The sequence below is a fragment of the Brevundimonas sp. DS20 genome (genome assembly GCF_001310255.1).
GTDB lineage: Bacteria > Pseudomonadota > Alphaproteobacteria > Caulobacterales > Caulobacteraceae > Brevundimonas > Brevundimonas aurantiaca.
In genome coordinates this window covers 2,540,103-2,554,254 of the sequence record NZ_CP012897.1, presented here as the reverse complement: position 1 = coordinate 2,554,254, position 14,152 = coordinate 2,540,103, and the positions used below count along the sequence as shown (strand labels likewise).

Annotated in this window: 10 protein-coding genes and 1 riboswitch; of the genes, 8 read left to right on the top strand and 2 right to left on the bottom strand. The window is 65.6% G+C overall.

The features are described 5' to 3' along the window. Positions 1-45: 45 nt before the first annotated feature. Positions 46-133, top strand: a riboswitch (glycine riboswitch). A 175-nt stretch (positions 134-308) separates the two neighbouring features. The 3 genes from JL11_RS12455 to JL11_RS12445 all read left to right on the top strand — a co-directional run bounded on the left by JL11_RS12455 (position 309) and on the right by JL11_RS12445 (position 6,055). After that, positions 309-2,993: a TonB-dependent receptor domain-containing protein gene (locus JL11_RS12455; protein WP_227975933.1), complete on the top strand. Its 2,685-nt coding sequence runs from the start codon at positions 309-311 to the stop codon at positions 2,991-2,993. Between the two features lie 92 nt (positions 2,994-3,085). Next, on the top strand, positions 3,086-5,026 hold the full coding sequence (locus JL11_RS12450; RefSeq protein WP_054765935.1) for a S9 family peptidase: 1,941 nt from the start codon (positions 3,086-3,088) through the stop codon (positions 5,024-5,026). Between the two features lie 24 nt (positions 5,027-5,050). Continuing rightward, on the top strand, positions 5,051-6,055 hold the full coding sequence (locus tag JL11_RS12445; RefSeq protein ID WP_054765934.1) for an amidohydrolase family protein: 1,005 nt from the start codon (positions 5,051-5,053) through the stop codon (positions 6,053-6,055). 78 nt (positions 6,056-6,133) lie between these two features. Here the strand turns inward: JL11_RS12445 and JL11_RS12440 are convergent, their stop codons facing one another. Beyond that, on the bottom strand, positions 6,134-6,613 hold the full coding sequence (locus JL11_RS12440; RefSeq protein WP_054765933.1) for a sensor histidine kinase: 480 nt from the start codon (positions 6,611-6,613) through the stop codon (positions 6,134-6,136). A 243-nt stretch (positions 6,614-6,856) separates the two neighbouring features. On the opposite strand from JL11_RS12440, the gene JL11_RS12430 reads away from it, so the two are divergent. After that, the gene (locus JL11_RS12430; RefSeq protein ID WP_054765931.1) at positions 6,857-7,618 is read left to right on the top strand and encodes a hypothetical protein; all 762 of its coding nucleotides are present in this window, start codon (positions 6,857-6,859) and stop codon (positions 7,616-7,618) included. Positions 7,619-7,692: 74 nt separating this feature from the next. On the opposite strand, the gene JL11_RS12425 is transcribed toward JL11_RS12430, so the two are convergent. Further along, positions 7,693-8,586 carry a hypothetical protein gene (locus JL11_RS12425; RefSeq protein ID WP_156314198.1) on the bottom strand — a complete coding sequence of 298 codons (894 nt, stop codon included), beginning with the start codon at positions 8,584-8,586 and terminating at the stop codon, positions 7,693-7,695. A 135-nt stretch (positions 8,587-8,721) separates the two neighbouring features. Between JL11_RS12425 and JL11_RS12415 the strand changes: the two genes are divergently transcribed. The 4 genes from JL11_RS12415 to kdpB all read left to right on the top strand — a co-directional run bounded on the left by JL11_RS12415 (position 8,722) and on the right by kdpB (position 14,135). Beyond that, positions 8,722-9,911 (top strand): IS3 family transposase gene (locus JL11_RS12415; protein ID WP_156314186.1). Its coding sequence is split into 2 segments (ribosomal slippage): positions 8,722-8,974 and positions 8,974-9,911, totalling 1,191 coding nucleotides; the frame shifts between segments, so codons are not numbered across the junction. Positions 9,912-10,238: 327 nt separating this feature from the next. Beyond that, positions 10,239-10,322: a potassium-transporting ATPase subunit F gene (locus JL11_RS17750; protein ID WP_082503478.1), complete on the top strand. Its 84-nt coding sequence runs from the start codon at positions 10,239-10,241 to the stop codon at positions 10,320-10,322. 18 nt (positions 10,323-10,340) lie between these two features. Next, positions 10,341-12,050 carry a potassium-transporting ATPase subunit KdpA gene (gene kdpA / locus JL11_RS12410; protein WP_054765929.1) on the top strand — a complete coding sequence of 570 codons (1,710 nt, stop codon included), beginning with the start codon at positions 10,341-10,343 and terminating at the stop codon, positions 12,048-12,050. 18 nt (positions 12,051-12,068) lie between these two features. Further along, complete coding sequence (gene kdpB / locus JL11_RS12405) at positions 12,069-14,135, top strand: potassium-transporting ATPase subunit KdpB (RefSeq protein WP_054765928.1); 2,067 nt, start codon at positions 12,069-12,071, stop codon at positions 14,133-14,135. The last annotated feature ends 17 nt before the right edge of the window (positions 14,136-14,152 follow it).

The following is a 14,152-nucleotide window of genomic DNA, read 5'->3' as shown; positions in this document are numbered from 1 at the left end:
GAGGCGTGCCGATTTGACAGGCATTCGTTGGTCGATCTTACTCGCTTCAGCAAGGCGGGAGAGATCGGTTCCCGCCGACGCCGAAGGCGCAACCGCCCCGGAAACGCTCAGGCAAACGGACCGTCTTGCTGAAGGAACGCTGGAGAGAAGGTCGAATCCGGGGGATGCGGCCTCGCCGAAGGAGAAAGGGTCGGCGAACGGCCCGAAACTCTCAGGCCCAATGACAGCGGGGGCGAACAGGCGCCGCAGAGCGCCGGTCGCATTGGGCAACCCTGGGGAGGGGCGTCGTCGCCATGAGGAATCTCGCTTTGTCTCGTCTTAATCGCAACCTGACCTATTATTGCAGCGCCATCGCGCTGATGGCCTGCGCCACCTCTGTCCATGCCCAGGAGGCGGGCGCCCCAGAGGATGCGGCCTCGGTCGATGACATCGTCGTCACCGCCTCGCGGATCGACCGCGCCGGCTTCGAGGCGCCGACGCCGACCATCCATCTTTCCGCCGAGGATCTGTCGGTCGGCGCGCGGCCGAATATCGCCGCCGCCCTCAACGACATGCCTCAATTCCGCGCCACCACATCGGCCCAGACGACCGGCACCAACACCGGTGCGGGCAATGCGCCGGTCGATCTGCGCGGCCTGGGCATCAACCGGACCTTGGTCCTGATCGATGGGCGTCGCGTGTCCAGCGAGAACGATCTGAACGCCGTGCCGTCGGTGCTGGTCAAGAGCGTCGACGTGGTTACGGGCGGCGCATCGGCCGCCTGGGGCTCAGGCGCCGTCGCCGGCGTCGTGAACATCGGCATTGATCGCTATTTCACCGGCGGCAAGCTGGGCGCCGAATACGGCGTGTCCTCCTACGACGACGCTGAGCAGGAACGGTTCGAAGGCGCCTGGGGCGCGGACTTCGCCGACGGGCGCGGCCACTTCGTCATCGGCGGCGAATACCTCGACAACGAAGGCGTCATCCCCAAGGCTTCACGCCCGAATATCGGCCGATGGGCGACGGTCAACGGCGCCTTGCAGCCCGACGTCGGTTTCGCCAACGCCGCTTACGGCGGTCTGATCCTGTCGGGCGTGAACCGCGGTAAGGTGTTTAACCCGGACGGCACGCTTCGGCCTTTCGATTACGGCACAGTCAGCGGGACCAACTCGATCGGCGGCGAAGGTCCGTCCAATGACGATCTCAGCCCCCTGGTCACGCCGCAGCGCCGCTACACCGGCCTGGCCAGCGCCGTCTATGAGATCAATGACAAGCTGCGGGTCACTGCTGACGTCCGTCACTCGCGGATGTGGAACGACTATGTCTGGTTCGGCGATCACGATCGCGGCGACCTGACCATCAGCATCGACAACGCCTTCTTGTCATCCACGATCAAGCAGCAGATGGCGGCCGCTGGCCAGACGTCCTTCACCTTCGGACGTTTCAACTCCGATCTGTCCTATTCCACGATCGATTTCGAGCGCGTCACCACCCAGGCCACTCTGGCCGTGGACGGCGAGTTCGGCGACAGCTGGCGCTGGGGCGCCTACTACAGCCACGGCGAGTTTGAGAATAATATCGATACGCCCGGTTTCCTGCTGAAGACCGAATTCGCCAATGCGGTCGATTCCGTAATCGATCCCGTGAGCGGTCGAGCCGTCTGCCGCGTGACCCTGACCAATCCCAACTCGGGCTGCGTGCCGATCAATCTCTTTGGCCTGGGCGCGCCGTCTCAGGAAGCCATCGATTATGTCACCGGCACGCCTCAGCAGCGGGCCACCACCAAGCTGGACGTCGCCGGCGTCAGCCTGCGTGGCGAGCCCTTCAGCCTGCCGGCCGGCGACGTGTCGATCGCCGTCGGCCTGGAAGCCCGCAAGGAGCAGACCGATCAGCGCATTGGCGAGCTGGACGCGGCCAAGGCCTTCAAGACGTTCAGCTTCTCGGCCATGTCCGGCGAGTTCAGCGTGAAGGAGGCCTTCGCCGAAGTCCTGGTCCCGATCGTCAAGGATCTGCCGATCCTGAACGACCTGCAGTTCAATGCTGCAGCTCGCATCTCGGACTACGACACCACGGGCTCGATCTGGTCTTGGAAGGTTGGCGCCACCAACGAGTTCTTCCCCGGCTTCCGCGGCCGTGTGACTCAGTCGCGCGATATCCGTTCGGCCAATCTTTCGGAGCTGTTCACCACCACCACCACCGGCTGGAACAACATCAATGACCCGGCCAAGAACGGGGCTTTAGTTTATACGCTGAACAACGGCGGCGGTAATCCCAACCTCCGCCCGGAGACCGCCGATACACTGACCCTGGGCGTCACCTATTCGCCGCCTTCGATCCCAGGCCTGAACCTGTCGCTGGATTATTACGACATCAAGATCGACGACGTGATAACGACGATTGCGCCGCAGGATCTGGTCAACCGCTGCTACAACGGCAACCTCGACCTCTGCTCCAAGGTCGAGCGCGACTCGGCGGGCAATCTGGTCCGCACCATGTCCACCTATGTGAACCTGGCCGAGTACCACACGGACGGGATCGACGCCGAGGCCTCCTACGCCTCCGACGCCGACCTCTGGGTTCCGGGCGCGACGGGCCGGGTGATGATGCGCTTGGTCGGCACCTGGGTGAACAGCCTGACCACGGACGACGGCGTGACCAAGATCGAATATGTCGAATCCCAGGGCTATTCTTTCGGCCTGGGCGTACCCAAGCTGCGGGTCAACGCCAGCCTCGGCTGGAAGGGCGAGGTGTTCGGCGCGAACCTGCGCGCGCGCTACATCTCGGCGGGCGACTACAACAGCACCGTCGCCATCTCGAACAACCACATCGACGCCTTCACCTATGTCGATCTAGGGCTGACGGCCGACCTGGCGCACTACGGCGCAAACGGGGTCGAGCTGTACGCCAATGCGACCAACCTGTTCGACAAGGACCCGCCGGTCGGGTCGCTCTATTCGCCGTATTACGACGTCATCGGTCGGTACGTCACGGTTGGCGCGCGGTACCGCTTCTAGTTCTGGTTCTGCGCTCCGGATCGCCGGCCCCGCTCCTCCATTGGGCCGGCGATCTCACCTTCTGCTCCTCCATTTTTCACACGGTCTGTGTCATGATTTCCCGTCTGCCGATGGCTCTCCTGCTCGCCCTGAGCGTCGCTCCTGCGGCCCTGGCCGAGGCGCCCAAGCCCGCCGCCATCGTCGCCGACGGCCTTCCCGCCGTGCCCGACGACCTGGTCGCGGCGAGCCAGCCCTATCTTCAGACGCGCCGTGCGACCTTCCTGGGCTGGAACGCCGCCGATCAGTCGATGCTGATCAAGACCCGGTTCGGCGCCACGGATCAGCTTCACGTCGTCGCCGCTCCTGACGGCGCCCGGACCCAGATCAGTTTCGAGGCCGAGCCGATCCTGGCCGGCGCCCTGTCGCCGAACGGTCAGACCCTTCTTGTCCAGAAGGACAATGGGGGCGACGAATTCTATCAACTCTACACCCTGGCCGCCGGTCGGTTGAGCTTGATTACGGACGGCAAGAGCCGCAACTGGTTCGGCGCCTGGAGTCGGGACGGCAAGCGGGTCGGCTACGCCTCATCGCGTCGCAACGGCGCGGACATGGACCTCTATGTGGTCGATCCCTCCGACCCCTCGACCGACCGTCTGGTGGCCCAGGTGTCCGGCGGCGGCTGGAACATCGCCGACTTCTCCAGGGACGGGACCAAGGCCCTGGTCCTGAACCGGATGTCGATCAATAGGGCCGTTGTCTATGAGCTGGACCTCGCCTCGGGCCGGATGACGCCGCTGACCGACCCCGTCGCGCAGGTCTCCTATGTCGATCCTCAGTACGGGCCCGACGGCGCCGTCTGGGCGACCTCGAACAAGGATTCCGACTTCCTGCGTCTGGGGCGGATCGAGCGGAACGGCTTTGTGCCGGTCAGCACTGAAGCCCGCTGGGACATCAGCGACTACGCCGTCGCTCCGGACGGCGACTTCATCGCCTATGCGGTCAACGAGGCTGGGATATCGCGGCTGAAGGTTATGGATGTCGCGACCGGCGCCGTCCGGGTCGTCACAGGTCTGCCGGAAGGCGTCATCCCCTACAGCATCGGCCCGGCCATCGACATCGCCCCCTGGGGCGCGATCGGCCTCAGCCTGTCGTCCGCGCGCGTCTCCGGCGACGCCTTCTCCGTCGATCCGACCACCCTGGCCGTCACCCAATGGACCTATAGCGAGACGGGCGGTCTGGACCCTGCCGTCAACGTCGAGCCGCAACTGGTCGAGGTGAGGAGCTTCGACGGCGAGACGGTGTCCGGCTTCCTCTACCGGCCCGACCCCGCCAAATTCCCCGGCAAGCGGCCGCTGATTGTCGATATTCACGGCGGTCCTGAAGGCCAGACGCGCCCCGATTTCCTGGGCGCGCAGAACTATCTGCTGAACGAGATGGGCGTGGCCCTTTTTTTCCCGAACGTGCGCGGCTCGTCCGGCTTCGGCACCCGGTTCGTCAATCTGGACAACGGCCCGTTCCAGCGCGAGAATTCGGTCAAGGACATCGGCGCCTTCCTGGACGCGCTCGAGGTCGATCCCACCCTTGACGCCTCGCGCTTCGCCGTCACCGGCGTCTCCTACGGCGGCTACATGTGTTACGCCACAGCGGTCCATTACAGCGACCGGCTGAGAGGGGCGAACTGCTATGTCGCCATCTCCAACTTCGTCACCTTCCTGGAAAACACCCAGTCCTATCGCCGCGACCTGAGACGGGTGGAATACGGCGACGAGCGGGATCCGGCTCAGCGCGCCCAGCTTCAAGCCATCTCCCCCCTGACCAGCGTCGACAAGATCACCATTCCGCTTCTGGTCGCCACCGGTGGAAACGATCCCCGCGTCCCGGCCTCCGAAGCCGACCAGATCGTCAGCGCAGTCCGCAGCCGCGGAGGCACGGCCTGGCACCTGCTGGCCCAGAACGAGGGCCACGGCTTCCACAAGAAGGAGAACGAGGACTACTATTTCTGGACCAGCCTTCTGTTCTGGAAACAGACCCTGCTGGGCGAGGCGGCGCGCTAGGCGACACAGTTCCAGTCACGCTCCATGTTCTTCAAACGCCTTGTCGCGGCGAGCGCGGCCCTGGTCGTGCTCGCTGCGGCGCCCGCCACGTCCCAGACCCGTCTTCCGGTTCGTACCGACCATCATGTCCATGTCCACGCCCCGCCCATTCGGGAGATTCTGACGGCCTATTGCGACAGTCCGGGGCGGATCAGCGCCTGCGATCCGGCCTTCGTCAAACCACTGACGGCCAAAGATCTTCTGGCGGATATGGACCAGACGGGCGTCCAGACGGCTTGGATCATGTCCACGGCCTATCTGGCCGAGAGCCCGATGATGGTTCCACCCCTGGCCGACGCGGCCGACCGCGTTCATGCCGCCAACGCCTTCACCGTGGCCACGGCGGCCGCGCATCCCGAGCGGCTGGTCGCCTTCATCTCGGTCAATCCGCTGGCGCCCGAGGCTCTGGCCGAAATCGAAGCGTGGAAAGGCGAGCCTTTTGCAAAGGGATTGAAGCTGCATCTGACCAACTCGGGCGTCGATCTTCGCGACCCCGGTCAGGTTCGCCGTCTTGCCGCCGTCTTCGACGCCGCCTCGGGCGCCGGCCTGACCATCATGATCCACATGCGAACCCGCGCCTCCGACTATGGCGCCCAGGATGTGCGCATCTTTGTCGAACAGGTTCTGCCCCATGCTCGCGGCGTCCCGGTGGTCATCGCCCATTCGGGCGGCTGGGGCGGACTGGATGCGAACACTTGGGACGCGCTGGAGGCCTTCCGGCAGTCGCTGGCGACGGATCCCAAGCGTTTTCCAGACCTCTATTTCGACCTGGCCCAGGTCTTCGACGCCGACACGCCGCCCGGAGATCGCGAAAGGCTGGTCGATCTGATGCGACGGATCGGCGTCGATCGGTTCGTACCAGGATCCGACTGGCCGTTCTCGGGCCCTCTGGACGCCTATCTGAACGACGCCATGGCCTTGTTGCCGCTGACTTCAGACGAGGCCGAGGCGTTACGGCTGAGGCAGGTCGAGCTAAAAACTGGGGCATAATCTCCGGGCGGCGTGCGAACCAGGTGGGCAGGGGCGCCCGCAGCCGAACTGAAAGTCCGGGGTTCAGCGGGACCAGATTCAGGTTCCGCCGATCCGTTCCGCGCGGCGTTTCATGTTGGGCAGGCCCTTGCCGCCATCCCGCAGCCTTGGCGGCAGGTCCATGCCGTCGTCCGAGACCGATATGACGACGGCCTCGGACTCGCTCTCAAGGCGGATGTCCACGCGGGACGCCTGGGCGTGTTTGACCGCGTTGGTGATCGCCTCCTGAAGAATACGGTAGATGTTGATCCTGGCCTCCGGACTGAAACCCTCGACGGGCGCGCCCGGCGCGGCGGTCCAGGTCAGTTCGATACCCACCAGACGCAGGCGGGGCGCCATGCGCTCATGGAAAATGGCGATGGCGACCTCCAGCGAGTCATCCACGCCATTCATCGAGTCGATGATCAGCCGCAGATCGTCGATGGCGATCCGCACGCCCTGGCGCAGGGTTTCGACATCGGGCGCGCCGCCTCTCAACTGGGCCAGCGAGACCAGATGGCCGCCGACTCCGTCGTGCATGTCGGCACCCGGCGCTGGCGCTCCTCATTGATGGCGATCATTCGCTCCTGCTCTCTGAGGCGCAGTTAGGTGGAGCGGATCTCGGCCTCCTTGAGCTGCACCTGTTCCGCCAGACTGTCGCGCGCCATGGTGGCGCCTCGGCCGGAGCAACCGGCCCTCACAAGGTGTTCGTGTTGGACGACGGTTGAGGGGCGCGCTGTGGAGCGCAACTCAAAGTTTACGTTCTGAGGCCACACCGCCGCCATGACAGGCAAGAACTCCGACTATTCGATAGACGCCTTGTGCCGCGCCAACCGGACCTCCGCTCCGGAGGGACGGTTTGAGACTGTGTTGAAATGGATGATGGTGATCGGTGTCGGGGCGCTGATCGTCACGATACTGGGTGGGCTTCTCGCCCTGAACGCGGCGACGATCAGAGCGTGGCTCAAGCCGGTCGTTGCCGGAGCCTTCCTGCTGGGGCTCGGTCTCGTGGGCCTAAGCTGGGTCTTCAGCTTCGGCGTCCTTGTCCGGGAACTTCATGCGAGATCACAGGGGCGGTTCCAGCGCAGCCACGATTTGGCGGCTTCCTTTGCCGGGGAGGTAGCGGATCAGTTCTCGAAGGACGAGATCACAAGTCGGCTGAAATCCGTGCGTCTCGAGTTGAAGCTCAACGCGCGCACCCCGGACAAGCTACCGATCGCCGTTGGTCTCATCGCGACGAGCGCGGCCGCCGTACGGTTCATCGTCTCTCCGGAGGGAGAGCTTGCGGTCGGAGCGGCCGCCAATCTCAGGTCCGCCGTGGAAGGGGGCGATCCGGCCGGGGCCCTCGGCGCGCTCGCCACCGGCCTCGCCCCGGAGCTGGCCATTATCGGGTTCGGCGTCCTGCTCGGCAGCTACATCGTGCGGGGGATGATCCACACGGATCACGATCGCCTCCTCAGAACGGAGAGCCTTCTGGAAAGGGCCGAGGCGATCGCCCGTCCGCCCAAGAAGCCCGTCGCCGTCCCATCAAGTCCAGCGACATGACGCGGGAGGGATGACCTGTCGTGGCGCACCAGCGACATCAAGATCGCCGTTCGCGTCGCCTTATGACCAGATGGCTAGCGTCGCTGGATCAGGCGGGGAACGTCATAGCGCTTGCCGTCAAATGAAAGGCGGATCGTGCGAGGCGCGACCGCTTGGTCGGTCGTGCTGCACTCACCGTTCTTGGCCTCCCTAGACGTGCTCTGAGTGATCCGCTCCAGCACCGAAATATCCTGCCCCTTCTGGCCCGGGATCATTCGAAGAATCCGCTCGGTCACAACAGTCTCGCCGGCGCAGGACAGATCCCATTGCCCTTGACTGCGTTGGACGATCAGGTCGTCCAAGACTGACGCGAGGGCTGCGCCCCGCGGCTCGTAGAGGGACAGCGTGGTTTCCATGAACGGGTTAGGGCGCGAACTGCCGACCCATTCGCGTCTCACGCCAAACGCCAGTCGATCTGGCTCGAGGCGGTATGGCGCAGTGTCGAAAGAAATCCGGGAAATCCGGACGGCGTCGTCGTCCATGGCGTGGGGAATGCGGAGCCGATGGCGCGGCGTGCCGGTTGGCTCGTCGACGACGAGCACATCAAGATCACCCAGCGTCGAATCCACGCCAACCTCAGCAATAAGCGGGATGGCGACCAGAAGCAGTCCTGGCCTTCCCCGCCAGCGACGACAGACGATGGCGTGAGGGTTTATCGACGAGGGTGGGGGCAGGGTGAGCGTGCGATTTCCAGTTCTCATAGTGCGCTCACCGTCCGAGACCGCACTGGGGTAGGCTTGACGAACGATCGCCCGGATGTCCCCGCATTCCTGATCCTGTGCACGCGCTAGCGTCGGCAAGCACAGCGCCAACATCAGCGTCGCCAGACTCCATCCGTCGACCGTCCGCATGGTCTCTCCCTTCACAGCTTTTGACAGCCGCTGAACTATGGTCTGCTGCTGATAGACATTGAGCATCGTTTTCGTCACGGAAGTTCCCGGTCAATGGGAAGTCGGGGCCTTGGCGTAGGGCAAGTGGATCGATCCATAGGGGACGCCGTCTGACGTGATCCCCTGAAACTCCGCCAGGAATAGCTAGAGTCCGCCCAACGAAGGACGGACAGAATGAAGCGATCAAGGTTCACAGAAGAGCAGATCATCGGGATCCTGCGGGAGCAGGAGGCCGGTGTGGCGACGGCGGAGGTGTGCCGGCGGCACGGGGTCAGCTCTGCGACCTTTTACAAGTGGAAGGCCAAGTTCGGCGGGCTCGACGTGTCGGAGGCTCGGCGGCTGAAGGCGCTCGAGGATGAGAATGCCCGGCTGAAGCGGATGCTGGCGGACGCGATGCTGGACAACGTGGCGCTGAAGGACCTGCTGGGAAAAAAGTGGTGACGCCCGCCGGTTGGCGCGAGGCGGCTGGTCATCTGCAGGCTGCCTACGAGATGAGCGAACGGCGGGCGTGCCGTGTCCTGGGCGTCGATCGGACGAGCGTGCGCTATCAGGCGACGCGCCCGGACGACGGCGCCCTGCGCGACCGGCTGAAGGCCCTCGCCCAGGAGCGTCGCCGGTTCGGCTATCGCCGCCTGCACGTCCTGCTGCGACGCGAAGGCCATGCGGTCAACAGGAAGAGGGTTCAGCGGATCTATCGCGAGGAGCGACTGACGGTGCGCCGGCGCGGCGGTCGGAAGCGAGCGATGGGCATGCGGCGACCACTGGACCTGCCGCTGGTGGCCAACCAGCGCTGGTCGCTGGACTTCGTCGCCGACCAGATGACGGACGGGCGGCGCTTCCGCATCCTGACGGTGATCGATAACTGCACCCGCGAATGCCTGGCGCTGGTGGCCGACACCTCGCTGTCGGGCGCGCGGGTCGTGCGGGAGTTGGACGCCGTCATTCGGCAGCGGGGCCGGCCCGACACCATCGTCAGCGACAACGGGACGGAATACACCTCGAACGCGGTCCTGGCCTGGGCCGACGACACCGGCGTCGGCTGGCATTACATCGCGCCCGGCAAGCCCCAGCAGAACGGCTTCAACGAGAGCTTCAACGGACGCCTGCGTGACGAGCTGCTGAACGAGACGCTGTTCCGATCCCTGCCGCACGCCCGCGCGGTGCTGGAAGCCTGGCGGCGCGACTACAACGAGCGGCGTCCGCACTCGAAGCTCGGGTGGCTGACGCCGCAGGCTTATGCAGAAGCGCTCAGTGGACAGATCGGCCGGTCCGCTGCGCTGGTTGGGGGCTGCGCTGACCGGCCTCTTGCAAACCCCGACAACCCCAGCTCAGATCAACCCAGGACTCTCGTTATGGCTGGATGAGAAACGGGGGTCACGTCACGTCCATCCTCGCAAAAGCGACCAATTCTCCTACGGATCGACGACGGAGACTCCCAATGGGAAGCCACGACGCGCTTCTTCGTCCAGGCGATAGGCCTAGTAGGCGACCGGCCGATAGATCCAGGTTTTTATGAATCCTTTAGGCGAAGGGCTGGGAGTCACATCGCGCCATTATGCGTCTTGATGGTCCTGTCCCGCTCGAACTTTGAGCGAGGAGGCCGACATGGCCGATGTGATCTTTCTGGCGATCGGGGCAGGGGCGTTCGCCGTCTTCGCCCTGCTGGCCACAGCGTTGAAGCGGGTGTGACGATGATCGCCATGCTCTGGGGGGCGGGGGCGCTTGTCGTCGCCGTTTACATGGTCGCGGCGCTGCTGCGGCCCGAGCGGTTCTGAGGAACCGGGACGGATTTCATGAACATTCAAGGATGGGGCGAGATCGCCGTGACCCTTGGGCTGGCCGTCATGCTCGGCTGGCCCATCGGCATTTATATGTCGCGCGTCTGGAACGGCGAGCGGACCTGGCTGGACCCGATGTTGAAGCCGGTCGAGGCCGTCTTTTACGGCGCGGCGGGCGTCGATCCGAAACGCAGCCAAGGCTGGCTGGCATATGCCGGCGCCCTGCTGGCCTTCAACCTGGCGGGCTTTGTGCTGCTGTACGCCATCCTGCGTCTGCAGGGCTTGCTGCCGCTGAACCCGCAGGGGTTTGCGGGCGTGTCGCCGCACCTGGCCTTCAACACCGCCGTCAGCTTTGTCACCAACACCAACTGGCAGAGCTATGGCGGGGAGGCGACGATGTCGACCTTCAGCCAAATGGTCGGGCTGACGGTACAGAACTTCGTGTCGGCTGCGACCGGGGCGACCATAGCGGCGGCCCTGGCGCGGGCCTTCGTCGCCCATCGCGGCGAGGGCGTCGGCAACTTCTGGGCCGACCTGACGCGGACCACCCTCTATGTGCTGCTGCCCGCCGCCTTCGTGCTGGCGGTCGTTCTGGGCGGACTGGGCGTTGTGCAGAGCCTGGCGGCGAACGTTCAGGCGACAGGCGTCGAGGGCGGGTCCCAGAGCCTGCCGCTGTTTCCGGCGGCCAGCCAGGTGGCGATCAAACAGTTGGGCATCAACGGCGGCGGCGTCTTCAACGTCAACGGCGCCCATCCCTTCGAGAACCCCAACGCCATCACCAATCTTCTCAGCGCCGTGGCGATCAACGTCATGGGTTGGGCGGCCTTCTTCGCCTTCGGCCGCACGGCTCTGGCGGGACGCGACGTCCGCGCTCTTGCGGCGGCGGCGCTGATCCTGCTGAGCGTCGCCAGCGCGGCCATGTATGTGATTGAGACCCAGCCGGCCCCGGCCCTGGTCGCGGCCCAGGTGGACGCCTCGGTCAATATGGAGGGCAAGGAGGTCCGCTTCGGCGCGCCCGCCTCGACCGTCTGGTCCGTGGTCACGACCGGCGCCTCGAACGGCTCGGTCAATTCGATGCACGCCAGCTATATGCCGCTGGGCGGGGCCTTGCAGATGTTCCTGATGCAGCTGGGCGAGATCCTGCCCGGCGGGATCGGGTCGGGCATCGCCATCATGGTGGTCATGGCCCTGCTGTCGGTCTTCGTCGCCGGCCTGATGGTCGGACGGACGCCCGAATATCTGGGCAAGAAGATCGAGGCGCGCGAGATCCAGTTCGCCATGATCGCGGTGCTGGTTCTGCCGCTGGCCATCCTGGGCTTCGCGGCGGTCAGTGCAGTGTTCCCCAACGCCTTGGCGGGGCTGCTGAACGACGGCCCGCATGGCCTTTCGGAGATCCTCTACGCCTACACCTCGGCGGCGGCGAACAACGGCTCTGCCTTTGCGGGTCTGACCGCCAACGCCCCCTGGTGGAACACGACCCTGGGTCTGGGGATGCTGTTCGGTCGGTTTGTTCCGGCCGTCGCCGTTCTGGCCATCGCCGGCAGTTTGGTCGTCAAGCCCAAGCTGGCGCCCAGCGCCGGCGCACTGCCCACCGACAACGGCCTGTTCATCGGCCTGCTGATCGGCGTGATCCTCATCCTCGGCGGCCTGCAGTTCCTACCCGCCCTCGCCCTGGGACCGATCGTCGAGCACTTCCAGGTGCTCGCGGCGGTCGCCGGCGCCTGATCCTTCGGACATCCTGACATGACACAAATCACACTCGATCCCCGCGAGGGCGGCGGTGCGTCGCCCCTCGCGGGCGGTCTCTCCGGGGCGATGATCGGGCGCGCAGTCGGCGACGCCTTCGTCAAGCTGAACCCGGTCAAACTGGTCAAGAACCCGGTTATCTTCACCACCTGGATCGTGGCGCTTCTGTCCACGATCTCGGCGGCGGCGGCCATGGCCGGCGGTCAATCGGCGGGCTTTGCGGTGCAACTGGCGCTGTGGCTGTGGGCCACGGTCCTGTTCGCCAATGTCGCCGAAAGCGTCGCCGAAGGGCGGGGCAAGGCGGCGGCCGATAGTCTGCGCGCCACCCGCGTCACAACCAAGGCCAAGCTGATCGTCGATCCCGAGACCGGCATGGTGATCCCGACCAATGCGTCGGATCTTGAGATCGGATCCGTCATCCTGGTCGAGGCCGGCGATGTCATCGCCTCGGACGGCGAGATCATCGAGGGCGTGGCCTCGGTCAACGAGGCCGCCATCACCGGCGAGAGCGCCCCGGTGATCCGCGAAAGCGGCGGCGACCGTTCGGCGGTGACCGGCGGCACCACCGTGGTGTCCGACTGGATCAAGGTGCGCATCACCGCCAAGCCGGGCTCGACCTTCCTGGACCGCATGATCGCCATGGTCGAGGGCGCGGATCGACGCAAGACGCCGAACGAACTGGCTCTGGCCGTGCTGTTGGTCGGCCTGACCCTGATCTTCCTGATCGCGGTCGTGACCCTGGTGGGCCTGGGCGCCTATTCGGGCGTCGATCTGGACCCGATGGTGCTGGGCGCCCTGTTCATCACCCTGATCCCAACCACGATCGGGGGCCTGCTGTCCGCCGTCGGCATCGCCGGCATGGACCGGTTGCTGAAGGTGAACGTGCTGGCCACCTCGGGCCGTGCGGTGGAGGCGGCAGGCGACGTCGACACCCTGCTGCTCGACAAGACCGGCACCATCACCTTCGGCAACCGCATGGCGACCGAGGTCATCCCGGTTCCCGGCGTGCGCCCCGAGGCCGCCCTGGCCGCGGCCGTCATGGCGTCCCTGGCCGACGAGACGCCTGAGGGCCGGTCCATCGTCGAGCTGGGCCGCAACGCAGGCGTCTCGGTCGAACAACCTGTCGGCGCCGTCGCCATCCCCTTCACCGCCGTCACCCGCCAGTCGGGCCTGGACGTCGGCAAGGACAGCTGGAGGAAGGGCGCGGTCGATGCGGTGTTGAAGGATCTGAACCTGTCCGACGGCGCGGCTCCCGCCGAGTTCCGTCAGGCGGTGGACCGGATCGCCCGTTCGGGCGGCACGCCCCTGGCCGTGACCCAGAACGGCGTGCTGGTCGGCGTCATCCACCTGAAGGACGTGGTCAAGCCGGGCGTGAAGGCGCGCTTCGCCGACCTGCGTCGCATGGGCCTGCGCACCGTCATGATCACCGGCGACAATCCGGTGACGGCGGCGGCCATCGCCTCGGAAGCCGGGGTGGACGACTACCTCGCCGAGGCGACGCCCGAGGACAAGATGCGCCTGATCAAGGCCGAACAGGCCAAGGGCCGTCTGGTCGCCATGTGCGGCGACGGCGCCAATGACGCGCCCGCCCTGGCCCAGGCCGATGTCGGGGTGGCCATGCAGACCGGCGCCCAGGCCGCGCGCGAGGCCGGCAATATGGTCGATCTGGACAGCGATCCGACCAAGGTCATCGAGATCGTCGAGGTCGGCAAGCAACTGCTGATCACGCGCGGCGCCCTGACCACCTTCTCGGTCGCCAACGACGTGGCCAAGTATTTCGCCATCATCCCGGCCATGTTCGTGGTCGCCCTGCCGTCGCTCGGCGCGCTGAACGTGATGCGTCTGCACAGTCCCGAAAGCGCCATACTGTCGGCGGTGATCTTCAACGCCCTGATCATCGTCGCCCTGATCCCGCTGGCGCTGAAGGGCGTCAAATACCGGGCCATCGGCGCCGGCGCCCTGCTGGGTCGCAACCTGCTGATCTACGGCGTGGGCGGTCTGATCGCGCCGTTCGTCGGCATCAAGCTGATCGATCTCGTCATTTCCGCGCTGGGCCTGGCCTGATGAGCGCTTCCAAGGAT